We start from the raw sequence: 22,796 nt of genomic DNA, 5'->3' as shown, positions 1-22,796 counted from the left end.
TCTGGCGCATCAAAGGTGCGTCGTAGGGAAGGTAAGCAAGATGGTACAGGTGAGAGCACACCAGCCGATCAACACCGACGGCAGTATCAATCTCGAGGCATGGCTGGATCATGCCATCAGTGTCGACCCGGCACTGGACCGTGAAGCCTTGAAAGCAGCCTGCGAGTTCGCTCGCGAGTCTGAGCAGCAAGACAATGCGGCCAAGAACCTGTGGGCAGAAGGCACTTCGAGCTTTCGCACCGGGTTGGAAATCGCCGAGATCCTCGCCGATCTCAAGCTGGACCAGGATTCACTGATCGCCGCCGTGCTCTATCGCGGCGTGCGTGAAGGGCACATCCCGTTGCCCACCGTCAGCCAGCGTTTCGGCGCGGTGGTGGCCAAATTGATCGACGGCGTGCTGCGCATGGCCGCCATCAGCGCCAGCCTCAGCCCGCGCCAGTCCATGGTGCTGGGCACCCAGGGCCAGGTCGAGAACCTGCGCAAGATGCTGGTGGCGATGGTCGACGACGTGCGTGTCGCCCTGATCAAGCTGGCCGAGCGTACCTGCGCGATCCGTGCGGTGAAGACTGCCGACGACGAGAAGCGCAACCGCGTTGCCCGCGAAGTCTTCGATATCTATGCGCCGCTGGCGCACCGCCTGGGTATCGGCCATATCAAGTGGGAGCTGGAGGACTTGTCCTTCCGCTACCTCGAACCCGATCAATACAAACAGATCGCCACGCTGCTGCACGAGCGGCGGCTGGACCGCGAGCGCTTCATTACCGACGTGATGGGCCAGTTGCGTTCCGAGTTGCAGGCCACCGGCGTCGATGCCGACATCAGCGGTCGTGCCAAGCACATCTATTCCATCTGGCGCAAAATGCAGCGCAAGGGCCTGGCCTTCAGCCAGATCTACGACGTACGGGCCGTGCGCGTGCTGGTACCGGAAATGCGCGACTGCTACACCGCGCTCGGTATTGTCCACACCTTGTGGCGGCACATTCCCAAGGAGTTTGACGACTACATCGCCAACCCCAAGGAAAACGGCTACCGCTCGTTGCACACCGCGGTGATCGGCCCCGAGGGCAAGGTGCTGGAAGTGCAGATCCGCACCCACGCCATGCACGAAGAGGCTGAACTGGGGGTGTGTGCGCACTGGCGCTACAAGGGCACCGACGTCAAGGCCGGGTCCAACCAGTACGAAGAGAAGATCTCCTGGCTGCGCCAAGTGCTGGAATGGCACGAAGAACTCGGCGATATCGGCGGCCTGGCCGAACAGCTGCGCGTGGATATCGAGCCTGACCGGGTCTACATCTTCACCCCGGACGGTCACGCCATCGACTTGCCCAAGGGTGCGACGCCGCTGGACTTTGCCTACCGTGTGCATACCGAGATCGGCCACAACTGCCGGGGCGCCAAGATCAACGGGCGCATCGTGCCGCTCAACTACAGCCTGCAGACCGGTGAACAGGTCGAGATCATCACCAGCAAGCACGGCACGCCGAGCCGCGACTGGCTGAACCCGAACCTGGGCTACATCACCACCTCGCGGGCGCGGGCGAAGATCGTCCACTGGTTCAAATTGCAGGCGCGCGACCAAAACGTCGCCGCCGGTAAAACCTTGCTTGAACGCGAACTGGGGCGCCTCGGTTTGCCCCAGGTAGACTTCGACAAGTTGGCCGAAAAAGCCAACATGAAGATCGCCGAAGACATGTTCGCCGCCCTTGGTGCCGGCGATCTGCGCCTGGCCCAACTGGTCAACCTGGCCCAGCAACTGGTCGAGCCGGAGCGCGGCAGCGAACAGCTGGAGCTGATCCCACGCAAGGCCACCGGCTACAAACCCGGCAAGCGCGGCGATATCCAGATCCAGGGCGTGGGCAACCTGATGACCCAAATCGCCGGCTGCTGCCAGCCGTTGCCGGGTGACGCCATCGTCGGCTACATCACCCAGGGCCGTGGCGTGAGCATTCACCGCCAGGACTGCGCCTCGGTGCTGCAACTGGGCGGCCGTGAGCCGGAGCGGATCATCCAGGTCAGCTGGGGCCCGGTGCCGGTGCTCACCTACCCGGTGGACATCATTATTCGCGCCTACGACCGTTCCGGCTTGCTGCGTGACGTGTCGCAAGTGCTGCTCAACGAGCGGATCAACGTGCTGGCGGTCAACACCCGCTCGAACAAAGAGGACAACACCGCGTTGATGTCCCTGACGATCGAGATTCCGGGGTTGGACGCATTGGGGCGGTTGCTGGGGCGGATTTCCCAGTTGCCGAACATCATTGAGACACGCCGTAACCGTACCCCATGAGTGAGTCGATGTATTCGCTGGAAGACCTGCTACACCTGATGAATCGCCTGCGGGACCCGCAATACGGGTGCCCGTGGGACATCAAGCAAACCTACGCGACCATCGTCCCGCACACCCTGGAAGAAGCCTATGAAGTGGCCGACGCCATCGAGCGCGGCGACTTCGATCACCTGCAAGGCGAGCTGGGCGACCTGCTGTTCCAGGTGGTGTATTACAGCCAGTTGGCGCGCGAAGAAGGGCGCTTCGAATTCGCCGGTGTGATCGACAGCATCACGCGCAAGCTGATCCGGCGTCATCCGCACGTGTTTCCTACCGGCGATCTGTATGCACCGCTGGATATCCCGCAGCTGAGTGAAGAACAGGTCAAGGAACGCTGGGAGCAGATCAAGGCCGAGGAGCGTGCGGAAAAATCCGATGCGCCGGAGCAGCTCTCCCTGCTGGACGATGTGCCCACGGCGCTGCCGTCCCTGTCTCGTGCCGCCAAATTGCAGAAGCGCGCCAGCCAGGTCGGCTTCGACTGGCCGTCGGCCCTGCCGGTGGTGGATAACGTGCGCGAAGAGCTGGATGAGGTGCTCGAAGCCATGGCCGACAACGATTCGGTGGCCATTGCCGATGAGGTCGGTGATCTGCTGTTCGCGGCGGTCAACCTGGCCCGTCACCTCAAGGTCGACCCGGAAACCGCGCTGCGTGGCGCCAATGCCAAGTTCGAACGACGCTTCCGATTTATCGAACAGGCATTGCGCGATACGCACCAATCCATAGAAGATTGCACCCTCGAAACGATGGACGCCCTGTGGGGCGAAGCCAAACGTCAGGAAAAGAATGTGTCCAGCTGCGGTTGAGCAGTTGCCTAAGTGAGTAAGCACCATGAGCCTTTCCCTTCGCGACCAGTTGCTCAAAGCAGGTCTGGTCAACCAAAAGCAGGCCAAGCAGGTCGGCAAAGAGAAACAGAAGCAGCAGCGCCTGGTCCACAAAGGCCAAATCGAGGCGGATGACACCCAGGCCCGCCTGGCGGCCGAGGCGCACGCCGAGAAGGTCAAGCGCGACCAGGAACTGAACCGCCAGCAGCAGGAAAAAGCCGAGGCCAAGGCCCGCACCGCCCAGGTCAAGCAACTGATCGAGACTTCGCGGCTGCCCAAGCTGACCACTGAGGACTACTACAACTTCGTGGATGACAAGAAGGTCAAGCGCCTGTCGGTCAACACCCTGATGCGCAACAAGCTGAGCAACGGCTCCCTGGCTATCGTGCACCACGGCGGCGGCTACGAGGTGATCCCGCGCGAGGCGGCGCTGAAGATCCAGGAGCGCGCACCGGAGCGTATCGTGCAGCTCAATATCCTGACGGAGAGCCAGGTGCCGGACGAGGATGATCCGTACGCGGCCTACCAGATCCCGGATGATCTAATGTGGTAAGTCTGTAAGCATGAAAAACCCCGCTCAAAAGGCGGGGTTTTTATTTGTAGGAGCGAGCTTGCTCGCTCCTACAGTATGGGGTTAACGACTTTCTGACTGGCGTCTCATCTCAAGGGCTTCGAGCTCGTTTTTATAATTATGAGCGTCGCTCTCGTTGTGAAACATGCCGACCAACAGGTCTTGTTGGTGTACATCCCAGATGTGAATCCCATGGCCCAGTGCTTCGTGGGACATATGTTCGTCGTCGCGTTCAGTTACTTTTACAGTCATCTGCTTGCTCCAATCTCTGGTGGATCTGCGGCAAGTCGTCGCAGGCCTTTGTTATATGATTTGTTAGCTTGCTAAGTAAACCGACTTTTCGCGCAACAATTCATTGCAGCAAATGCAACAGTCCTGCAGGCCGCGTAAATCGCGACATTGCGTCGCAGGGCGCTGAGTTTTATGACAAAAGTTTCATGTTCGCGTCAGGGTGGAACCCAATCGACAGGCGAAAAAAAGCCCCGCATTCGCGAGGCTCTTTGTTCCAGTTACCTATCAGCTACCTTTGACAGGCTTACCGTCAACGGTACCGTCCTGCAGCATGATGTTGTATTCCTTGCCATCGGTTTCCACCTGACGCAGGGCAACCAGGATGCCGCCCTGGTCCTTGGCAAACCACATCTGGGTGATGCGCTTGCTCTGAGTCGGGTCACGCACGCGCTCGACCTTGATCGCGTCGATGGAGCCCACCTTGGTCTGGACCTTTTCCGGGCCAATCACGCGGAAGTCGTAGGTGTCGACGTCGGTGCCTTCCACCACGTTGTAGCTCATGCTCTTCTTGCCGGCCGCCACATCGCGCTGCAGGGCCAACTGGTAGGTCGACTTGTCGAGCATACCGCTTTGCAGGGGCACGTTGACCGCGTCCTTGTTTTCAAAGCCGGTGACTTTCTTGGCGGTCTGGTCGAAGTCCAGGTTGATCTTCTTCGCCTTGCCCAGGCCACCGCGCTCGAAGGTGTAGCTCTTCGGTTGCAGGGCGTCCTTGTCAAACAGGATCACGCTGGTTTCGGTGAGGCTGGCGATCATCATGGAAGCCTTGAAGTTCAAGGTCCAGGTGCCGTCGCCATTCTTGGCCAGGCTGCGTTCAGCCGAGCCACTCATGGGCAACTGTTTCCAGTCGGCGGTGTAGCTGACGGAGAAAGGGTGAAGGTCTGCTGCTTGCACCGTTGGCAAGGCGAACAGCGCAAAAGCGAAGAGCAAAGCGCGACGCATAAAATCTCCTAGGTTCGAATCAAGTGGCCGCTGGCCGCGAGTAACTGACCGTCCAATAATGCACCCTGGTCGCCAAGAATCAACCGCCCCTCGGCAAACCAGCGCACCGCCAGCGGGTAAATCCTGTGTTCCTGGGTGTGAACCCGTTGCGCAAGCGTCTGCGCCGAGTCGTCAGACTCTACCGGAACCACTGCCTGTACGACCAGAGGCCCGCCATCGAGTTCCTCGGTGACAAAGTGCACGCTGCAGCCGTGCTCGCTGTCGCCGGCATCGAGCGCACGCTGGTGCGTGTGCATGCCTTTGTATTTGGGCAGCAGGGAAGGGTGGATATTGAGCAGGCGCCCTGCGTAATGCCGCACGAAGTCAGCGCTGAGGATGCGCATGAAACCGGCGAGTACCACGAGTTTGGGGTTGAAGGCGTCGATCAGTTCGATCAAGGCGCTGTCGAAGGCCTCGCGACCGTCGAAAGCCTTGTGATCCAGCGAGCGGGTGTCGATGCCCGCGTCCCTGGCGCGTTGCAGGCCGTAGGCGTCGCTGCGGTTGGAGATCACCGCAGCAATGCGCACCGGGCTGTCGCCGGTGCGCGTGCTGTCGATCAGGGCCTGCAAGTTACTGCCGGTGCCGGAAAGCAGCACCACGACATCACAGGTCTCAGGCATCAGTGAGCCTTGAGGTTCTTCAGTTCGACCTGGGCCGCGCCTTCGGCGGCAGTGGCGATCTGACCGATGACCCAAGGCTGCTCGCCAGCTTCACGCAGGACGTTCAGCGCGGTTTCAACGTGCTCTTGCGCCACGCAGATGACCATGCCTACGCCGCAGTTCAGCACGCGGTGCATCTCGGTTTCGTCGACGTTGCCTTTCTCTTGCAGCCAGTCGAATACTGCCGGACGCTGCCAGCTGGCCACGTCAACGATGGCCTGGGCGCCTTTTGGCAGCACGCGCGGGATGTTGTCCAGCAGGCCGCCGCCGGTGATGTGGGCCATGGCCTTGACGGCGCCAGTGTCCTTGATCAGCTTGAGCAGAGGCTTGACGTAGATGCGGGTCGGGGCCATCAGCAGGTCGGTCAGCGGCTTGCCGTCGAGTTGGGTGTTCTCGATCTCGGCGCCGGACACTTCGATGATCTTGCGGATCAGCGAGTAACCGTTGGAGTGCGGGCCGGAAGAAGGCAGGGCCAGCAGGGCGTCACCGGCGGCAACCTTGGAGCCGTCGATGATTTCGGCTTTTTCCACGACGCCGACGCAGAAGCCGGCCAGGTCGTAGTCTTCGCCTTCGTACATGCCTGGCATTTCAGCGGTTTCGCCGCCGACCAGGGAGCAACCCGACAGCTCGCAGCCAGCGCCGATACCGGTCACCACTTGTGCAGCGGTGTCCACGTTCAGCTTGCCGGTGGCGTAGTAGTCCAGGAAGAACAGCGGCTCTGCGCCGCACACCACCAGGTCATTGACGCACATGGCAACCAGGTCGATACCAATGGTGTCGTGCTTGTTCAGGTTCAGTGCCAGGCGCAGCTTGGTGCCCACGCCGTCGGTGCCGGACACCAGGACAGGCTGCTTGTAGCCGGCCGGGATTTCGCAGAGGGCGCCAAAACCGCCCAGGCCGCCCATGACTTCGGGGCGCGCAGTGCGCTTGGCGACGCTCTTGATGCGTTCGACCAATGCTTCACCGGCGTCGATGTCTACACCGGCGTCCTTGTAGCTCAGGGAGGGTTGCTTGCTCATGATCCAGGCCTTTAGGGGGGATTCAGGGGTAACGACCGAGCGGGCGGGGGCTTTTATAAAGGCCACGCCGTTGACGGTCTGCGAAGGCGCGCGATTTTATCAGGCTTGAGGGGCAGCGGCCATCCTCGGGCCGACGGGCAGGGGCATATGGCGTTAAAAAAATGCTAATCGAGTCTGCTTTGGCGCGTATTAAGGTATAGCCTTTACTGCGCTAGCGTTGTGACAGTACGAAAACTTACCAAGACCCTGTGAATGTTTTATCGGTCGCCGTGGTCACAGCCTTGGCAAACCGAGTTCACGCGGTCTGTTCCAGCCGCTAAATTTGTCGTTCGGGAATCTTCCATGCGTCTGTGTAAATTCTTCTTTGTAGGCTGCTTGTCGTTGGTCAGCCTGGCGAGTCATGCCGAAACCCTCAATGGCCTTTATCAAGTACTCGAACCCGTCAGCAGCCAGTCGCCCCAAGAGCGCGACCAGGCCACCCAGCGTGCAGTGCAGACCCTGGTGATCCGCCTGACCGGCGACGCCAAGGCCGCCGAGGGCCCAGGTTTGGCGGCCGTTCGTAAAGATCCGCAACAAATCATCAGCCAGTACGGCTACGACGCCGGCCCGCCGGAAAGCCTGCAAGTGGATTTCGACCCGGTAAGCACTGATCGCGTCCTGCGCGAAGCGGGCTTGTCGATCTGGGGCAGCAATCGGCCGTCGATCCTTGGCTGGTGGCTGAACGACTCCACCGAAGGCAGCAGCCTGGTGGGTGATGGCCAGACCGTCGCCCAGGCGCTGCGCCGTGCCGCGCAACACCGTGGCTTGCCGCTGCGCCTGCCGCTGGGCGACCTGGATGAGCAGGTGGTCGCCACCGCACCGAACCTGGAAAGTGCTGATGCCACGCCATTGCGCGCCGCCTCCGAGCGTTACGGCGCCGACGCTTTGCTGGCCGTGCATGCGCGCCAGGAAGGCAGCCAATGGCAAGCCAAATGGCGCCTGTGGCTGGGCGACAAGAGCGAGCAGGGCACCGTGCAAGGGGCCGACACCGGCGCTGTGGCCGACGCGGTGATGCTGGCGGTCAGCCAAAAGCTCGCGCCACGCTTTGCGGTCAAACCCGGCGTGAGCACCGAACAATTGCTGGAAGTGCAGGGCATGACCTTGGAGCGTTATGCCGCACTGGGTCATCTGCTGGAGCCGTTTGGCGGTCAGCCGCAGTTAGTCGATGGCAATCGCATCGTGTACCGCGTCAATGGCAGTGCCGATCAATTGCGTACCCAGTTGAGCCTGGCCAAATTGCAGGAGATTCCCGCAGGTGAAGCGCCGGTCCAGCAGCCTGTAGTAGACGGCACTCAGCCTGCGGTTGCTCCCGAACCTCAGGCGCAACTGCGTTTTCGTTGGTAGCAGTTTTCTTCTTTATATAGGTGGAGTGGTTTATGGCCGATACGCGTCGTTGGGTGTGGCTAGGCGGGATTGTCCTGCTGTGCGCGTTTGTGTTCCTGCTGCATTCGATCCTGACGCCGTTCCTGGTTGCGTTGCTGCTGGCCTATCTGTTCGATCCGGTGGTGGATCGCCTGGAAAAAGCCGGGTTGTCGCGAACCTGGGGCGTAGTGGCAGTGTTCGCCCTGTTTACCTTGATCATCACGGCGTTGGTGCTGGTGCTGGTGCCGATGTTGGCCAAGCAACTGTTCCGCCTGTATGAGCTGGCACCGCAGATGCTTGATTGGTTGCAGCACACAGCGATGCCGTGGGCGCAGGCGAAGTTGGGGTTGTCGGATGGCTTCTGGAAGTTCGACAAGGTCAAGGCGGCCATCAGCGAGCATATGGGGCAGACCACCGATATCGTCGGTGTGGTCCTCAGTCAGGCCACGGCGTCGAGCCTGGCGTTGATCGGCTGGCTGACCAACCTGGTGCTGATCCCGGTAGTGGCGTTCTACCTGCTGCGCGACTGGGACATCATGATGGCCAAGATTCGCAGCCTGCTGCCGCGTAATCGCGAAGAGCGCATCGTGTCTCTGGCCGAGGAGTGTCATGAAGTGCTTGGCGCCTTTGTGCGCGGCCAATTGCTGGTGATGCTGGCCCTGGGGATCATCTACGCCGCTGGCTTGATGGCCATCGGCCTGGAGCTGGGCCTGTTGATCGGCCTGATTGCCGGCCTTGCCGCAATCGTGCCGTATATGGGCTTTGTGATCGGTATCGGCGCGGCATTGGTGGCGGGGCTGTTCCAGTTTGGCGGCGACCTCTACCCGATGCTGGGGATTGTAGCGGTGTTCATGGTCGGCCAGGCCCTCGAAGGCATGGTGCTGACGCCGTTGCTGGTGGGTGATCGAATCGGCCTGCACCCGGTGGCAGTGATCTTTGCGATCCTGGCGGGCGGTGAACTGTTTGGCTTTACGGGTATCTTGCTGGCGCTGCCGGTGGCGGCGGTGATCATGGTACTGGTGCGCCATGTACACGATTTGTATAAGGATTCGGATGTGTACACGGGGGTTGAAGACCCCGATCTGTAATCCCTCTGCAACAAACCCGGCCCATGCCGGGTTTGTTGTTTCTGAAGCTGGGGCGTCAAACAATCTGCGTAAATCCAACAAGTTAACGCAAACCTTTGATTTTGCTTGGGGTCTGTTGCATTGTGCGCCCGGCGTCACGGGTATAAACTTTGCAAACTTTACACAGAGGCCACTAACGGTTCGTTTGGAGCCGTTCAGTCAGCATGAAACCGATTCAGCTGCCCTTGGGTGTGCGTCTGCGTGACGACGCCACCTTTATCAACTACTACCCAGGCGCCAATGCCGCTGCACTCGGCTATGTCGAGCGGCTCTGCGAAGCCGACGCCGGGTGGACCGAAAGCCTGATCTATCTGTGGGGCAAGCACGGCGTAGGGCGTACCCACCTGTTACAGGCCGCGTGCTTGCGTTTCGAGCAGATGGGCGAACCGGCGGTTTACCTGCCCTTGGCTGAGCTGATGGATCGCGGAATCGGCATCTTCGACCATCTTGAGCAGTACGAGTTGGTGTGCCTGGACGATCTGCAAGCCATCGCTGGCAAGGCAGAGTGGGAAGAGGCGCTTTTTCACTTATTCAACCGCTTGCGTGACAGTGGCCGGCGCCTGCTGATTGCCGCGTCCACCTCGCCGCGCGAGTTGCCGATCAAGCTGGCCGACCTCAAGTCGCGCATGACTCTGGCGCTGATCTTCCAAATGCGCCCGCTGTCCGACGAAGACAAATTGCGTGCCTTGCAACTGCGTGCATCCCGTCGCGGCCTGCACCTCACCGACGAAGTCGGGCATTTTATTCTCACCCGCGGTACGCGCAGCATGAGCGCGTTGTTCGACCTGCTCGAACAGCTCGATCAGGCTTCCTTGCAGGCCCAGCGCAAGCTGACGATTCCCTTCTTGAAAGAAACCTTGGGTTGGTAGCCAGCCAGCTGTTTTCACGGCTTTCGGCAAATTCCAGGCGCCAGAAAACCTGCGTTTGAGCCGGTTTGGCTACGCAAAAGGCAGATATAGGGTGTTAAGGGCTTAGATGTCATAGTCCAAACAAGAAGTCACATAGATCACGATTGAATTTGCAAATCGATGTGATAGAGGGCATAGTCTCGTCTTCTTTACATATCAGCCACGGTCGTGCCCATGCTAAATCGCTTCGCACCCCTCGTGCCCCTCGCACTCGTTACCCTGTTGTTTGGTTGCGCCTCCCACCCTCAACAGGTGGCAGAACAGCAAAAACCACAGGTTCAAAATCAGGCAAAATTCGTTGCTGCACAGTCTGCTTCTGTTTATGAAGAAGAGCTGGCAACGGAAAAAGAACTGGCCAATTTCTCCGGTAGCAAGCCTTACCAGCTCCCAGTTCTTGCCGACAGCATCCTCGAACGCGGCATGTCCCTGATCGGTACCCGTTACCGTTTCGGCGGCACCTCTGAAGCAGGTTTCGACTGCAGCGGTTTTATCGGCTACCTGTTTCGCGAAGAAGCGGGCATGAATCTGCCGCGCTCCACCCGCGAAATGATCAACGTGGATGCACCGTTGGTCGCGCGCAACAACCTCAAGCCGGGTGATCTGCTTTTCTTCAGTACAGCGGGTCGTGGTCGTGTAAGCCATGCCGGTATTTACCTGGGCGATAACCAGTTTATCCACTCCAGCAGCCGTCGCAGTGGCGGTGTCCGAGTCGACAACCTGGGTGATAGCTACTGGAGCAAAACTTTCATCGAAGCCAAGCGCGCACTCGCCATGGCCCCGACGACGGTTACCGCTAGCAAGTAAACTTAAAGTGATACTTGAAGTTTGACGTGTAAGCGCTAGAATCCCTGGACATTGTTGTAATCCGTTCGCGCGAGCTTTGCTTGCGCGTTCTGGTTTTCAGCGTTCGGCAGCGAAAGCCGCATCCAGACCAGGATTGTTCTGCCCATGTCGACCTCGGCCCGCCTGATCCTTATTCTTTGCGCCGCGCTGCTCAGCGCCTGCGCAAGTCGTCCACCGCCCGCGCCTGTAGCGGTTAAACCCAAGCCGGTGTTCAACTATTCCACCCAGAATTTCTCGCCTGCGGCTGAAGACGTACTCTTCCGCGCGCTGGGCCTGGTCGGCACGCCTTACCGTTGGGGCGGCAATACACCGGACTCCGGGTTTGATTGCAGCGGCCTGATCGGGTTTGTCTTCCGCGATGCTGCTGGCATCTCCCTGCCGCGTACCACCCGTGAACTGATCGTGATGCGCGCGCAGGATGTCAGCGAGCAAAATCTGCAGACTGGCGACTTGCTGTTCTTCGCCACAGGCGGCGGTTCACAGGTCAGTCACGCCGGCATCTACGTCGGTGAAGGCCGCTTTGTGCACGCGCCGCAAACCGGCGGTACGGTGAAGTTGGACACCTTGTCCAAGGCGTATTGGCAGAATGCCTACCTGAGCGCCAAGCGCGTATTACCGGGGAATCTGGCGCGGAATCCCTGAATTGGCAGAGATCCAAATGTGGGAGCGGGCTCGCTCGCGAATGCGGTCTGTCAGTTTGTTAATGTGCTGACTGACACACCGCATTCGCGAGCAAGCCCGCTCCCACATTGGTTTTGTGGTGGGTTTAATTGACGCTCCACCCCCAACCCACTAACCTTCGCCGCTTGTTCCAGGTGCTCTGTGACCCATGGGTCGACGGAGTGAAACAGGGAAGCCGGTGAGTGAGCGCACTTGTACACAGTGCTGCCGCGATTCCGGCGCTGCCCCCGCAACGGTAAATGAGTCAAGACGCTGCCTTTTGCCACTGTATCGCTCGCGATATGGGAAGGCGCAGCGTCGGTCTGCGTGTCTATAAGACGTGCGTCACTCATGAGCCCGGAGACCGGCCTGCAACATCCAACAGCATCACGGTGGGCGATGCTTGGCTGTCTGTTTTTTCTTTTTCCTGCCCGCCGTTTTTGTCCAGCCCCAACGGAGAGCTGCCATGACCGATTCCCCCGACCGCGACGAACGCCACCTGGCGCGCATGCTGCGCAAAAAAGCCGTGATCGATGAACGCATCGCCAATTCCCCGAACGAGTGCGGCCTGCTGCTGGTGTTGACCGGCAACGGCAAAGGCAAGAGCAGTTCCGCGTTCGGCATGCTGGCCCGGGCCATGGGCCACGGCATGCAGTGCGGCGTGGTGCAGTTCATCAAGGGGCGTAACAGCACCGGTGAAGAGTTGTTCTTCCGCCGCTTCCCGGAGCAAGTGCGTTTTCATGTCATGGGTGAAGGCTTCACCTGGGAAACCCAGGACCGCCAGCGCGATATCGCCGCTGCCGAAGCCGCCTGGGCGGTTTCCCGCGAGCTGCTGCAGGACCCTTCTATTGGTCTTGTCGTACTTGATGAGCTGAACATCGCCCTCAAGCACGGCTACCTCGACCTGGACCAGGTACTCAGCGACCTGCAAGCCCGCCCGCCGATGCAACACGTGGTGGTCACCGGCCGTGGCGCCAAGCCTGAGCTGATCGAAATGGGCGACACCGTCACCGAAATGGGCATGCTCAAGCACGCGTTCCAGGCCGGTATCAAGGCACAGAAGGGCGTCGAACTTTGAATCAGCCCCGTCATTGCCCGGCCGTCTTGATCGCCGCACCGGCGTCCGGCCAGGGCAAAACCACTGTCACCGCCGCGCTGGCCCGTTTGCACCGCAACCTGGGGCGCAAGGTGCGCGTGTTCAAATGTGGTCCGGATTTCCTTGACCCGATGATCCACGAACGCGCCAGCGGTGCGCCGGTGTATCAGTTGGACATGTGGATGGTGGGCGAGCAGGAAAGTCGCCGCTTGCTGTGGGAAGCGGCAGGGGAGGCGGACCTGATCCTGATCGAAGGCGTGATGGGCCTGTTTGACGGCACGCCGTCCAGCGCCGACCTGGCGCGACACTTCGGCGTGCCTGTCTTGGGCGTGATTGACGGCACCGCCATGGCCCAGACCTTTGGCGCGTTGGCCCTGGGCCTGGCGCGTTATCAGCCAGATTTGCCGTTCGCCGGCGTGCTGGCCAACCGCGTTGGCACCCTGCGCCATGCGCAATTGCTCGAAGGCAGCCTCACCGAAGGCCTGCGCTGGTACGGCGCGTTGTCTCGCGAGACCGGTATCGAACTGCCTAGCCGTCACTTGGGTCTGGTGCAGGCGAGCGAACTGAATGACCTCGATGTACGTCTCGATGCCGCCGCCCAAGCGCTGGGCAGCAGTTGCGAAGTCGCCTTGCCGCCGCCGGTCACTTTTGCCGCGCCTGAAGTGATCGACGCCGAGCCACTGCTTAATGGCGTGCGCATCGCCGTGGCCCGCGACGAAGCCTTCGCGTTCACCTATGGCGCCAGCCTTGACCTGTTGCGGGCAATGGGCGCCGAGCTGAAGTTTTTCTCGCCGATCCACGATCGGCAATTGCCTGACGCCGACAGCCTCTACCTGCCCGGTGGTTACCCGGAACTGCACCACCAGGCGCTGTCGGAAAATACCCCGATGCTCGACGCCATCCGCGCTCATCATGCCGCCGGTAAACCGCTGCTCGCCGAATGCGGCGGCATGCTCTACCTGCTGGACTCGCTGACCGATGTCGACGGCACTCGCGCCGAACTGGTGGGTTTGCTGCAAGGCGATGCGGTGATGCAGAAGAAACTCGCGGCCTTGGCGCTGCAAAATGTCGACTTGCCTGAAGGCACGCTGCGCGGCCATACCTATCACCATTCGCTGACCACCACCGAGTGGCAACCGATTGCACGTGGCCTGAGCCCCAATGGCGGGCGCGGCGCCGAGGCGGTTTATCGCCAGGGGCGAATGACGGCGTCCTACGTACATTTCTATTTCCCCTCGAATCCCCTGGCGGTGGCCGCATTGTTCGCGCCCGATCTTGTAGGAGCCGGCTTGCCGGCGATGAGGCCATGACCGACAACGCCTTTCCCGAGGCCGACCGCCAGGCTGTTTACCGCGCCATCGCCGAACGTCGTGACATGCGCCACTTCAGCGGCGGCACCGTCGCCCCCGAATTGCTCCACCGCCTGCTCCAGGCCGCGCACCAGGCACCCAGCGTCGGCCTGATGCAGCCCTGGCGTTTTATCCGCATCAGCGACCGCCAACTGCGTGGGCAGATTCAACAGTTGGTGGAAGAAGAGCGCGTACGTACCGCCGAAGCCTTGGGTGAGCGCTCCGATGAGTTCATGAAGCTCAAGGTCGAAGGCATCCACGACTGCGCCGAAGTGCTGGTGGCGGCCTTGATGGATGATCGCGAACGCCACATCTTTGGCCGGCGCACCTTGCCGGAAATGGACATGGCGTCATTGTCCTGTGCTATCCAGAATCTGTGGCTGGCGGCCCGAGTAGAAGGGCTGGGCATGGGCTGGGTCTCGCTGTTCGAACCCCAGGCCCTGGCCGATCTGCTGGGGTTGCCGCCCGGCGCGAAACCGTTGGCCGTGCTATGCCTGGGGCCGGTGGCCGAATTTTACCCGGCACCGATGTTGCAGCTCGAAGGCTGGACCGAGCCTCGGCCGCTGAGTGACATGGTGTACGAAAATGGGTGGGGAGTGAGTCAATGAGTGTGGCTTTGCTGTGTGTCGCTGCAGTCGCGCTGGATGCGCTGCTGGGCGAACCCAGGCGCTGGCATCCGCTGGTGGCGTTCGGCAATTTCGCCGGGCGCATCGAGCAACGTTTCAATACCGGTGGCCGCGGCTGGCGCAGCCATGGCGTGACTGCATGGTTTATCGCCGTGGTGCCGCTGACCCTGCTGGCGACCGCTTTATCGTGGGCACCTTACATCGGCTGGATATTGGAGATTCTGGCGCTGTATTGCGCCCTCGGCATGCGCAGCCTCGGCGAACATGTGATCCCAGTGGCCCAGGCCTTGCGCAGTGATGACCTCGAGGAAGCGCGCAAACGCGTCAGCTACTTGGTGAGCCGTCAGACCAGTGAACTGGACAGCACTGAAGTCGCCCGCGCCGCCACCGAGTCAGTGTTGGAAAACGGCAGCGATGCCGTGTTTGCTGCGATTTTCTGGTTTGTCGTCGCGGGCGTGCCGGGTGTGGTGCTTTACCGCCTCAGCAACACCCTCGATGCGATGTGGGGCTATCGCAACGAACGCTTCGAACGCTTCGGTTGGGCTGCGGCCAAGATCGACGACGTGCTGAACTACATTCCTGCACGCTTGGTGGCCTTGACCTACGCCGTACTGGGCAAGACGCGCCTGGCGCTCAAATGCTGGCGCACCCAAGGCCCGACTTGGGACAGCCCTAACGCTGGCCCGGTCATGGCGGCTGGTGCTGGCGCCCTGGGCGTGGAGTTGGGCGGTGCCGCGATCTATCACGGTGAAGTGCACCAGCGTCCGCAATTGGGCGAGGGCCCGGCGGCGGATGCCGATTCCATCGAGCGGGGCTGGCAACTGGTGCAGCGCGGCGTATGGTTGTGGCTGCTGATCCTATGCGCGGGGGCGCAATTCTATGCTTGAGCACGGTGGCCGGTTGCGCAAGGCGGCGATTCAATACGGAATAGCCGAGGCCGATTGGCTTGATCTGTCCAGCGGCCTCGCGCCCTGGCCCTGGCCGATCCCCGAGATCCCGCTGCGGGCCTGGGCGCGCCTGCCGGAAACCGACGATGGCCTGGAGCAGGCGGCCAGCGAATACTACGGCGCTGCGCACCTGTTGCCAGTGCCCGGTTCCCAGGCCGCCATCCAGTTGCTGCCTCGCCTGCGCCGCGCCGGCAAAGTCGGCGTGCTGTCGCCGTGTTATGCCGAGCACGCCGAAGCCTGGCGCCGCGCCGGCTATGTGGTGCGCGAAGTGCAGGAGCAGGAAGTCGACTTCTTTCTCGATGGCCTCGACGTGCTGGTGGTGGTCAACCCCAACAACCCCACCGGCCTGAGCCTGACCCCGCAACGCCTGCTGGACTGGCATTCGCGGCTGGCCCAGCGCGGCGGTTGGCTGGTGGTGGACGAAGCGTTCATGGACGTCACCCCTCAACTGAGCCTGGCGGGCCAGGCCCACCAGGTCGGCCTGATCGTGTTGCGCTCGTTCGGTAAGTTCTTCGGCCTGGCCGGGGTGCGACTGGGCTTTGTGTTGGCCGAGCGCAAGCTGCTCAAGTTGCTGGCCGAGCAGGTCGGCCCCTGGGCGGTCAGCGGACCGACGCGGGTGTTGGGCCAGGTGTGCTTGCGCGACACGGCCGGGCATGTGCGCCAGCGCACGCGTTGCATCGAGGCGGGCCAGCGTCTGTTTGCCTTGCTCGAGCGCCACGGCTTCCAACCCCAGGGCGGCTGCGCCTTGTTTCAATGGCTGATCACGCCCCACGCCGAACGTATGCACGAATTCATGGCCCAGCGCGGCATCTTGCTCCGGCTGTTTGTCCACGACAGCAGCCTGCGCTTTGGCCTGCCCGACACCGAGGCTGACTGGCTGCGCCTGGACCAAGCCCTGGTCGCCTATAAGGACGCCACATGAGTACGCTGATGGTGCAAGGCACCACCTCCGACGCCGGCAAAAGTACCTTGGTGACGGCGCTGTGCCGCTGGCTGGTGCGCCAGGGCGTGGCGGTGGCGCCGTTCAAGCCGCAGAACATGGCGCTCAACAGCGCCGTGACCGCCGAAGGCGGCGAAATCGGCCGCGCCCAGGCCGTGCAGGCTCAGGCCGCCCACCTGGCGCCGCACACCGACATGAATCCGGTGTTGCTCAAGCCAAACAGCGACACCGGCTCCCAAGTGATCATCCATGGTCGCGCCGTCACCACCATGAACGCGGTGGCCTATCACGATTACAAAGCCATCGCGATGCAGGCGGTGCTGGCCTCCCACGCACGCTTGAGCCAAGCCTACTCGGTGGTGATGGTGGAAGGCGCGGGCTCCCCGGCGGAGATCAACCTGCGCGCCAATGACATCGCCAACATGGGCTTCGCCGAAGCCGTGGATTGCCCGGTGTTGCTGATCGCCGATATCAATCGCGGCGGGGTGTTTGCCCATTTGGTCGGCACCCTGGAACTGCTGTCGCCCACGGAGCAGGCGCGGGTCAAAGGTTTCATCATCAACCGTTTTCGCGGTGACATCGCGCTGCTGCAGCCCGGCCTGGACTGGCTGGAAGCGCGCACCGGCAAGCCGGTGGTGGGCGTGTTGCCCTACGTGATGGACCTGCACCTGGAAGCCGAAGACGGTATTGATCAGCGCCAGATCGACAAGGCGGCCCAGGTACTCAAGGTGGTGGTGCCCGTGCTGCCGCGCATCAGCAACCACACGGATTTCGACCCGCTGCGCCTGCATCCCCAAGTGGATCTGCAATTTATTGGGCCTGGCCAGGCGATCCCGGCTGCCGACCTGATCATCCTCCCCGGCTCGAAAAGCGTGCGCAGCGACTTGGCCTATCTGCGCGCCAACGGCTGGGACACCGCCGTTGCGCGGCACTTGCGCTATGGCGGCAAGGTGCTGGGTATTTGTGGGGGGTTGCAGATGCTTGGCGAGCAGGTGCATGACCCGTTGGGCCTGGAAGGGGCTGCCGGTTCCAGCGATGGCCTGGGGTTGCTGGCGTTCAGCACCACGCTCGAAGAAGAGAAGCAGTTGCGCAATGTGCGTGGGCGTTTGGTGTTGGAGGATGCCGACGTCAGTGGTTATGAGATTCATGCGGGCGTGACGACGGGTGATGCGTTGTCGAATGCTGCTGTGGTCCTGGAAGACGGTCGCTGTGATGGCGCGCAAAGTGCCGATGGGCAAATTCTTGGGACCTACCTGCATGGTTTGTTTGAAAGCCCGGCGGCGTGTAGCGCCTTGCTGCGCTGGGCGGGTTTGCAGGATGTGCAGGACGTGGATTATCACGCGTTGCGGGAGCGCGATATCGAGCGTTTGGCGGACCTGGTGGAGAACCACTTGGATACCGAGTTGTTACGCAAGCTGTGTGGGGTTTGACGGTGAGTACGCGGTCCCAATGTGGGAGCGGGCTTGCTCGCGAAGGCGGCCTGATGGCCGATACATTTCAGCCAACCCAAGGTGCCATCCCATGCTTCAACTGATCCTCGGCGGCGCCCGCTCCGGTAAAAGCCGCCTTGCCGAAAAACTCGCCAGCGACAGTGGTTTGACCGTCACGTACATCGCCACCAGCCAACCGCTGGATGGTGAGATGAATGAACGCGTCGCCTTGCATCGCCAGCGTCGCCCCGAGCATTGGGGCCTCATCGAAGAACCCGTCGAACTGGCTCGCGTGCTGCGCGAAAACGCGGCACCTGCGCAGTGCCTGCTGGTGGACTGCCTGACCCTGTGGCTGACTAATCTGCTGATGCTCGAAGACCCGAATCGTCTGGCCGCTGAGCGCGATCAATTGCTGGAAACCCTGGCCACGCTGCCGGGTGAAATCATTTTTGTCAGCAACGAGACCGGTCTGGGTGTCGTGCCGCTGGGCGAATTGACTCGCCGCTATGTGGATGAAGCCGGTTGGCTGCATCAAGCCTTGGCCGAGCGCTGTCAGCGTGTTGTCCTGACGGTTGCCGGCCTGCCCCTGACTTTGAAAGGTACTGCGTTATGACTGACACATGGTGGTTCAACCCTTGTAAAGCGATCGACGTGCAAGCGTATGAACACGCTCTGGCACGCCAGCAGCAATTGACCAAGCCGGCCGGCTCCCTCGGCCAGCTGGAGGCGCTGGCGGTGCAATTGGCGGGCATGCAGGGCCAGGTCAAACCTTTGGTGGATCACGTGTGGATTGCCATCTTCGCCGGTGACCACGGCGTGGTCGCGGAAGGCGTGTCGGCGTTTCCTCAGGAAGTCACCGGGCAGATGCTGCTCAACTTTGTCAGCGGTGGTGCGGCCATCAGTGTGTTGGCGCGGCAGCTGGACGCACAGCTGGAAGTGGTCGACCTCGGCACGGTCACGCCGTCTCTGGACCTGCCCGGTGTGCGTCACCTGAATATCGGCGCGGGCACCGCCAATTTCGTCAACGGTCCGGCGATGACCGAGGCACAGGGGCAGCTCGCCCTGCAAGCCGGCCGCGACAGTGTGCGACGTGCATTGGCGAGCGGGGCGCAGCTGTTTATCGGCGGTGAGATGGGCATCGGCAACACCACCGCCGCCAGTGCGCTGGCGTGTGCTTTGCTCGATTGTCAGGTCAGTGATCTCACGGGGCCCGGTACGGGTTTGAATGCCCAAGGCGTCAGCCACAAGGTGGCCGTGATCGAGCGTGCCCTGGCGCTGCACGCCGGTCAGCGTGCTGATGCGTTGCAGACGCTGTTCAATCTGGGCGGCTTTGAAATTGCTGCGCTGGTGGGCGCATACCTGGCCTGCGCCCAGGACGGCATCGTGGTGCTGGTGGATGGCTTTATCTGTACCGTTGCGGCGCTGGTCGCGACACGCTTGAACCCGGCATGCCGTGAATGGCTGCTGTTCGGTCATCGCGGCGCCGAGCCGGGTCATCGCCATGTGTTGCAAAGCCTCGACGCGCAGCCGCTGCTGGAACTGGGCCTGCGCTTGGGCGAAGGCAGTGGCGCGGCGTTGGCGGTTCCGGTGGTGCGTCTGGCGTGTGCATTGCACGGGCAGATGGCGACCTTCGCCGAAGCCGCCGTGGCAGACCGCCCGGCATGACCCTGCGCCTGGACCTGCTGCGTCACGGCGAAACCGAACTGGGCGGCGGCCTGCGCGGCAGTCTGGATGATGCACTCACCGCCAACGGCTGGGCGCAGATGCGCGCGGCCGTGATGGAACAGGGGCCGTGGGACCGACTGGTCAGCTCGCCGCTGCAACGCTGCGCGCGGTTTGCCGAGGAGTTGGGGGCTCAACTGAAGCTGCCGGTGATCCTGGAAAAGGATCTGCAAGAGTTGCACTTCGGTGCCTGGGAAGGGCAGAGCGCGGCGGCCTTGATGGAGACCGACGCCGAAGGGCTTGGGTTGTTCTGGGCTGATCCCTACCGCTTTACGCCACCGGAGGGGGAGCCGGTCAGCGCTTTTTCCGACCGGGTCCTGGGCGCTGTCGCACGCTTGCATCAGGCCTATGCCGGTGAGCGTGTGTTGTTGATCAGTCATGGCGGTGTCATGCGTCTGCTACTGGCGCGAGCGCGTGGTTTGCCGAGGGAGCAATTGCTGAACGTCGAAGTGGGCCATGGCGGGTTGTTCAGTCTGTACGTCGCCGCTGACGGCGCCCTGAAGGAGGGGGTTTAGACATGTTGCCCTTCTGGATCGCCCTGCAGTTTCTCAGCAGTTTGCCGATTCGCTTGCCGGGTATGCCGCAGCCTCAGGAATTGGGGCGTTCACTGCTGTTTTATCCGGTCGTGGGTGTGTTGTTCGGTGTGCTGTTGTGGGGCTTGAATTCGGTATTGATGGGCGCGCCGTTGTTGCTGCATGCCGCACTGCTGCTGGCGGCCTGGGTGTTGCTCAGTGGTGGCCTGCACCTGGACGGATTGGCGGACAGCGCCGATGCCTGGCTCGGCGGTTTTGGCGACCGCGAGCGTACGCTGACAATCATGAAGGACCCACGTAGCGGGCCGATTGCCGTAGTCACCCTCGGGTTGGTGCTGCTGCTCAAGTTCACCGCGTTGGTAGCCTTGATTGAGCAACACAACGGCGCGGCACTGATCCTGGCGCCGCTGATCGGCCGCGCCTCGATGCTGGCACTGTTTCTCACCACGCGTTATGTGCGTGCCGGTGGATTGGGCCAGGCATTGTCGGATCATTTACCGAGAATTGTCGGTCAACAGGTACTGATCCTCAGTGGTCTGGCCTGCATCCTCATTGGCGGCTTCAGTGGCGGGATGGCTGTACTGCTCGCTGTGATCTGCTTCCTGGGGCTGCGCCAACTGATGGTCAATCGGCTGGGTGGCACCACGGGCGATACCGCAGGCGCCTTGCTGGAGCTGCTGGAAGTCGCGGTTCTGGTCGGCCTGGCGCTGTAACACTTTCTTGCATTTCCTTAATCGCGGGTATATACACCTTCCATGCTTGCCTCCCAATGTTTATGTACCAACCTGCGACGTGCCGCCCGTGGCGTCAGCAGGCATTACGACGGCGCCCTGGATGGCTTCGGGATCAACGTCGCCCAGTATTCTTTGCTGTGTAACTTGCAGCGCCTCGACCAGCCGAGCATTTCCAGCCTGGCAGAAGCCATGGGTCTGGATCGCAGCACCTTGGGGCGCAACCTGCGGGTGCTGGAAGGCGAGGGCCTGGTGCGGTTGGTGGAAGGCGATGACCTGCGCAACCGCCTGGTGATGTTGACCGAGGACGGTGTCGCACGACTGGCCGCAGCATTACCCGCCTGGGAAGCGGCGCAGCAGAAATTGATCGATCAACTCGGCGCGGAAAAACGCGAAACCTTGTTGGCCTTGCTGGACGAACTCGCCTGAGCGCGGATTTGTTCGAATACAAGCGGGTATATACCCGCGAGCGGAGAATAAGAAATGACCTCGATGTGGCGCACCAGTGGATGGATTCTTGTAGGGAGTGCGCTGATCCTGGCGTTGTCGTTGGGCGTGCGGCACGGTTTCGGCCTGTTCCTGGCACCGATGAGCAGCGAATTCGGCTGGGGCCGTGAGACCTTCGCCTTTGCCATCGCCTTGCAGAATCTGATCTGGGGCCTGGCGCAACCGTTCACCGGCGCCCTGGCTGACCGCTTTGGCGCGACTAAAGCGGTGTTCGTCGGCGGCGTCCTGTATGCGGCGGGCCTGGTGTTGATGGGCATGTCCGATTCGGCGTGGTCGTTGTCCTTAAGTGCCGGCTTGCTGATTGGTATCGGCCTGTCCGGCACCTCGTTCTCGGTGATTCTGGGTGTGGTCGGCCGGGCTGTGGCGCCGGAAAAACGCAGCATGGCGATGGGCATCGCGAGTGCTGCCGGTTCGTTCGGTCAGTTCGCCATGGTGCCGGGCACCTTGGGCTTGATCAGCTGGTTGGGCTGGTCTGCGGCACTGCTGGCACTGGGCCTGATGGTGGCGCTGATCCTGCCTCTGGTGAGCATGCTCAAGGACCGACCACTGGCGGTGGTGGCGGGTCAGCAAACCTTGCGCGAAGCCTTGAAGGAAGCCTGTTCCCATTCCGGTTTCTGGCTGTTGGCCTTCGGCTTTTTTGTCTGCGGTTTCCAGGTGGTGTTTATCGGCGTGCATTTGCCGGCCTACTTGGTGGATCAGCACTTGCCGGCCACCGTCGGGACCACGGTGCTGGCGCTGATTGGCCTATTCAATATTTTCGGCACCTACACCGCCGGCTGGCTCGGTGGGCGCATGTCCAAGCCGCGCTTGTTGACTGCTTTGTACCTGCTGCGTGCGGTGGTGATCGTGCTGTTCCTGTGGGCGCCGGTCACTGAAGTCACCGCTTATCTGTTTGGCATGGCGATGGGCTTCCTGTGGCTGTCTACCGTTCCGCTGACCAACGGCACCGTCGCCACATTGTTCGGTGTACGAAACCTCTCCATGCTCGGTGGGATCGTGTTCCTGTTCCACCAACTCGGTTCGTTCCTGGGTGGTTGGCTGGGAGGGGTGGTCTATGATCGAACCGGCAACTACGATTTGATCTGGCAGGTCGCGATCCTGCTGAGCCTGCTCGCCGCGGCCCTGAATTGGCCGGTACGCGAGCGGCCAGTGGCGCGATTGCAGGCGCAGATGGAGGCGGCATGAGCATAGCGATACGCGGGTTGATACTCGCCGCGGTGTTGTTCTTGATGTTGCTGGCCTGGTGGGGCTGGCAAAACGGCGGGCTGGCGTTGATGCAACTGGGTATGTCGATCTGTTAAGTTCGTGGTTTGA

At 61.6% G+C, this 22,796-nt stretch carries 24 protein-coding genes and 1 riboswitch; of the genes, 20 read left to right on the top strand and 4 right to left on the bottom strand.

The genetic code is table 11. The features are described from left to right. Positions 1-40 precede the first annotated feature (40 nt). Genes relA through RB216_RS20975 form a run of 3 tightly spaced genes read left to right on the top strand, consistent with a single transcriptional unit; the run spans position 41 to position 3,697 of the window. Positions 41-2,284, top strand: coding sequence for a GTP diphosphokinase (gene relA, locus RB216_RS20985; protein WP_028617377.1), 2,244 nt, complete (start codon positions 41-43; stop codon positions 2,282-2,284). A gap of 8 nt (positions 2,285-2,292) precedes the next feature. Continuing rightward, a complete protein-coding gene (mazG, locus tag RB216_RS20980) occupies positions 2,293-3,126 on the top strand; it encodes a nucleoside triphosphate pyrophosphohydrolase (protein ID WP_028617376.1) in 834 nt (277 codons plus the stop codon). A 25-nt stretch (positions 3,127-3,151) separates the two neighbouring features. Next, complete coding sequence (locus tag RB216_RS20975) at positions 3,152-3,697, top strand: DUF2058 domain-containing protein (RefSeq protein ID WP_028617375.1); 546 nt, start codon at positions 3,152-3,154, stop codon at positions 3,695-3,697. Between the two features lie 81 nt (positions 3,698-3,778). On the opposite strand, the gene RB216_RS20970 is transcribed toward RB216_RS20975, so the two are convergent. The 4 genes from RB216_RS20970 to purM all read right to left on the bottom strand — a co-directional run bounded on the left by RB216_RS20970 (position 3,779) and on the right by purM (position 6,662). After that, on the bottom strand, positions 3,779-3,967 hold the full coding sequence (locus RB216_RS20970) for a hypothetical protein (protein ID WP_016976512.1): 189 nt from the start codon (positions 3,965-3,967) through the stop codon (positions 3,779-3,781). Between the two features lie 264 nt (positions 3,968-4,231). Then, complete coding sequence (locus tag RB216_RS20965) at positions 4,232-4,945, bottom strand: DUF3108 domain-containing protein (RefSeq protein ID WP_308907825.1); 714 nt, start codon at positions 4,943-4,945, stop codon at positions 4,232-4,234. Positions 4,946-4,953: 8 nt separating this feature from the next. Next, a complete protein-coding gene (gene purN, locus RB216_RS20960; protein WP_028617373.1) occupies positions 4,954-5,604 on the bottom strand; it encodes a phosphoribosylglycinamide formyltransferase in 651 nt (216 codons plus the stop codon). Beyond that, a complete protein-coding gene (purM, locus tag RB216_RS20955; RefSeq protein ID WP_016976515.1) occupies positions 5,604-6,662 on the bottom strand; it encodes a phosphoribosylformylglycinamidine cyclo-ligase in 1,059 nt (352 codons plus the stop codon). The genes purN and purM overlap by 1 nt, the downstream gene beginning before the upstream one ends. A 342-nt stretch (positions 6,663-7,004) precedes the next feature. Here purM and RB216_RS20950 point away from each other — a divergent pair, with 342 nt between their 5' ends. From RB216_RS20950 to RB216_RS20870, 17 genes are all read left to right on the top strand, one after another. Then, positions 7,005-8,045 carry a DUF2066 domain-containing protein gene (locus RB216_RS20950; RefSeq protein ID WP_028617372.1) on the top strand — a complete coding sequence of 347 codons (1,041 nt, stop codon included), beginning with the start codon at positions 7,005-7,007 and terminating at the stop codon, positions 8,043-8,045. Between the two features lie 32 nt (positions 8,046-8,077). Then, entirely contained in the window at positions 8,078-9,151 is a 1,074-nt protein-coding gene (locus RB216_RS20945; RefSeq protein ID WP_028617371.1) for an AI-2E family transporter, read from the top strand. A gap of 203 nt (positions 9,152-9,354) precedes the next feature. Beyond that, on the top strand, positions 9,355-10,059 hold the full coding sequence (hda, locus tag RB216_RS20940; RefSeq protein ID WP_010208669.1) for a DnaA regulatory inactivator Hda: 705 nt from the start codon (positions 9,355-9,357) through the stop codon (positions 10,057-10,059). A gap of 213 nt (positions 10,060-10,272) precedes the next feature. Continuing rightward, a complete protein-coding gene (locus RB216_RS20935; protein ID WP_016976518.1) occupies positions 10,273-10,902 on the top strand; it encodes a C40 family peptidase in 630 nt (209 codons plus the stop codon). A 144-nt stretch (positions 10,903-11,046) separates the two neighbouring features. Beyond that, positions 11,047-11,583, top strand: coding sequence for a C40 family peptidase (locus RB216_RS20930; protein WP_028617370.1), 537 nt, complete (start codon positions 11,047-11,049; stop codon positions 11,581-11,583). A 154-nt stretch (positions 11,584-11,737) separates the two neighbouring features. Continuing rightward, a riboswitch (cobalamin riboswitch) is annotated at positions 11,738-11,988 on the top strand. 79 nt (positions 11,989-12,067) lie between these two features. Continuing rightward, entirely contained in the window at positions 12,068-12,679 is a 612-nt protein-coding gene (cobO, locus tag RB216_RS20925) for a cob(I)yrinic acid a,c-diamide adenosyltransferase (RefSeq protein ID WP_010208674.1), read from the top strand. After that, entirely contained in the window at positions 12,676-14,007 is a 1,332-nt protein-coding gene (locus tag RB216_RS20920; protein WP_308907824.1) for a cobyrinic acid a,c-diamide synthase CobB, read from the top strand. Before cobO ends, RB216_RS20920 begins: the two co-directional genes overlap by 4 nt. Beyond that, positions 14,004-14,654: a 5,6-dimethylbenzimidazole synthase gene (gene bluB / locus RB216_RS20915; protein ID WP_068937115.1), complete on the top strand. Its 651-nt coding sequence runs from the start codon at positions 14,004-14,006 to the stop codon at positions 14,652-14,654. Before RB216_RS20920 ends, bluB begins: the two co-directional genes overlap by 4 nt. Continuing rightward, on the top strand, positions 14,651-15,559 hold the full coding sequence (gene cbiB / locus RB216_RS20910; protein WP_308907823.1) for an adenosylcobinamide-phosphate synthase CbiB: 909 nt from the start codon (positions 14,651-14,653) through the stop codon (positions 15,557-15,559). The genes bluB and cbiB overlap by 4 nt, the downstream gene beginning before the upstream one ends. After that, a complete protein-coding gene (gene cobD, locus RB216_RS20905) occupies positions 15,552-16,541 on the top strand; it encodes a threonine-phosphate decarboxylase CobD (protein ID WP_028617366.1) in 990 nt (329 codons plus the stop codon). Before cbiB ends, cobD begins: the two co-directional genes overlap by 8 nt. Then, the gene (locus tag RB216_RS20900; protein WP_308907822.1) at positions 16,538-17,989 is read left to right on the top strand and encodes a cobyric acid synthase; all 1,452 of its coding nucleotides are present in this window, start codon (positions 16,538-16,540) and stop codon (positions 17,987-17,989) included. Before cobD ends, RB216_RS20900 begins: the two co-directional genes overlap by 4 nt. A gap of 91 nt (positions 17,990-18,080) precedes the next feature. Continuing rightward, entirely contained in the window at positions 18,081-18,602 is a 522-nt protein-coding gene (gene cobU, locus RB216_RS20895) for a bifunctional adenosylcobinamide kinase/adenosylcobinamide-phosphate guanylyltransferase (protein ID WP_068937112.1), read from the top strand. Then, on the top strand, positions 18,599-19,654 hold the full coding sequence (gene cobT, locus RB216_RS20890) for a nicotinate-nucleotide--dimethylbenzimidazole phosphoribosyltransferase (RefSeq protein WP_028617363.1): 1,056 nt from the start codon (positions 18,599-18,601) through the stop codon (positions 19,652-19,654). The genes cobU and cobT overlap by 4 nt, the downstream gene beginning before the upstream one ends. Beyond that, positions 19,651-20,226: an alpha-ribazole phosphatase family protein gene (gene cobC / locus RB216_RS20885; protein WP_308907821.1), complete on the top strand. Its 576-nt coding sequence runs from the start codon at positions 19,651-19,653 to the stop codon at positions 20,224-20,226. The genes cobT and cobC overlap by 4 nt, the downstream gene beginning before the upstream one ends. A 2-nt stretch (positions 20,227-20,228) precedes the next feature. After that, on the top strand, positions 20,229-20,957 hold the full coding sequence (locus RB216_RS20880; RefSeq protein WP_028617361.1) for an adenosylcobinamide-GDP ribazoletransferase: 729 nt from the start codon (positions 20,229-20,231) through the stop codon (positions 20,955-20,957). A gap of 42 nt (positions 20,958-20,999) precedes the next feature. After that, positions 21,000-21,404 carry a MarR family winged helix-turn-helix transcriptional regulator gene (locus RB216_RS20875; protein WP_016976530.1) on the top strand — a complete coding sequence of 135 codons (405 nt, stop codon included), beginning with the start codon at positions 21,000-21,002 and terminating at the stop codon, positions 21,402-21,404. Between the two features lie 63 nt (positions 21,405-21,467). Continuing rightward, complete coding sequence (locus RB216_RS20870; protein WP_163002072.1) at positions 21,468-22,667, top strand: MFS transporter; 1,200 nt, start codon at positions 21,468-21,470, stop codon at positions 22,665-22,667. The last annotated feature ends 129 nt before the right edge of the window (positions 22,668-22,796 follow it).

The organism is Pseudomonas canadensis, assembly GCF_030980095.1.
Lineage (GTDB): Bacteria > Pseudomonadota > Gammaproteobacteria > Pseudomonadales > Pseudomonadaceae > Aquipseudomonas > Aquipseudomonas canadensis.
The sequence above is the reverse complement of the archived record's forward strand: the minus strand, read 5'-3'. Positions and strand labels throughout refer to the sequence as shown.

What these genes read in the sequence shown, in the direction of transcription:
- relA (WP_028617377.1), top strand. Translation starts at nt 41, where the DNA reads ATGGTACAGGTGAGAGCACACCAGCCGATCAACACCGACGGCAGTATC.
- mazG (WP_028617376.1), top strand. Translation starts at nt 2,293, where the DNA reads ATGTATTCGCTGGAAGACCTGCTACACCTGATGAATCGCCTGCGGGAC.
- RB216_RS20975 (WP_028617375.1), top strand. Translation starts at nt 3,152, where the DNA reads ATGAGCCTTTCCCTTCGCGACCAGTTGCTCAAAGCAGGTCTGGTCAAC.
- RB216_RS20970 (WP_016976512.1), bottom strand. Translation starts at nt 3,967, where the DNA reads ATGACTGTAAAAGTAACTGAACGCGACGACGAACATATGTCCCACGAA.
- RB216_RS20965 (WP_308907825.1), bottom strand. Translation starts at nt 4,945, where the DNA reads ATGCGTCGCGCTTTGCTCTTCGCTTTTGCGCTGTTCGCCTTGCCAACG.
- purN (WP_028617373.1), bottom strand. Translation starts at nt 5,604, where the DNA reads ATGCCTGAGACCTGTGATGTCGTGGTGCTGCTTTCCGGCACCGGCAGT.
- purM (WP_016976515.1), bottom strand. Translation starts at nt 6,662, where the DNA reads ATGAGCAAGCAACCCTCCCTGAGCTACAAGGACGCCGGTGTAGACATC.
- RB216_RS20950 (WP_028617372.1), top strand. Translation starts at nt 7,005, where the DNA reads ATGCGTCTGTGTAAATTCTTCTTTGTAGGCTGCTTGTCGTTGGTCAGC.
- RB216_RS20945 (WP_028617371.1), top strand. Translation starts at nt 8,078, where the DNA reads ATGGCCGATACGCGTCGTTGGGTGTGGCTAGGCGGGATTGTCCTGCTG.
- hda (WP_010208669.1), top strand. Translation starts at nt 9,355, where the DNA reads ATGAAACCGATTCAGCTGCCCTTGGGTGTGCGTCTGCGTGACGACGCC.
- RB216_RS20935 (WP_016976518.1), top strand. Translation starts at nt 10,273, where the DNA reads ATGCTAAATCGCTTCGCACCCCTCGTGCCCCTCGCACTCGTTACCCTG.
- RB216_RS20930 (WP_028617370.1), top strand. Translation starts at nt 11,047, where the DNA reads ATGTCGACCTCGGCCCGCCTGATCCTTATTCTTTGCGCCGCGCTGCTC.
- cobO (WP_010208674.1), top strand. Translation starts at nt 12,068, where the DNA reads ATGACCGATTCCCCCGACCGCGACGAACGCCACCTGGCGCGCATGCTG.
- bluB (WP_068937115.1), top strand. Translation starts at nt 14,004, where the DNA reads ATGACCGACAACGCCTTTCCCGAGGCCGACCGCCAGGCTGTTTACCGC.
- cbiB (WP_308907823.1), top strand. Translation starts at nt 14,651, where the DNA reads ATGAGTGTGGCTTTGCTGTGTGTCGCTGCAGTCGCGCTGGATGCGCTG.
- cobD (WP_028617366.1), top strand. Translation starts at nt 15,552, where the DNA reads ATGCTTGAGCACGGTGGCCGGTTGCGCAAGGCGGCGATTCAATACGGA.
- RB216_RS20900 (WP_308907822.1), top strand. Translation starts at nt 16,538, where the DNA reads ATGAGTACGCTGATGGTGCAAGGCACCACCTCCGACGCCGGCAAAAGT.
- cobU (WP_068937112.1), top strand. Translation starts at nt 18,081, where the DNA reads ATGCTTCAACTGATCCTCGGCGGCGCCCGCTCCGGTAAAAGCCGCCTT.
- cobT (WP_028617363.1), top strand. Translation starts at nt 18,599, where the DNA reads ATGACTGACACATGGTGGTTCAACCCTTGTAAAGCGATCGACGTGCAA.
- cobC (WP_308907821.1), top strand. Translation starts at nt 19,651, where the DNA reads ATGACCCTGCGCCTGGACCTGCTGCGTCACGGCGAAACCGAACTGGGC.
- RB216_RS20880 (WP_028617361.1), top strand. Translation starts at nt 20,229, where the DNA reads ATGTTGCCCTTCTGGATCGCCCTGCAGTTTCTCAGCAGTTTGCCGATT.
- RB216_RS20875 (WP_016976530.1), top strand. Translation starts at nt 21,000, where the DNA reads ATGCTTGCCTCCCAATGTTTATGTACCAACCTGCGACGTGCCGCCCGT.
- RB216_RS20870 (WP_163002072.1), top strand. Translation starts at nt 21,468, where the DNA reads ATGTGGCGCACCAGTGGATGGATTCTTGTAGGGAGTGCGCTGATCCTG.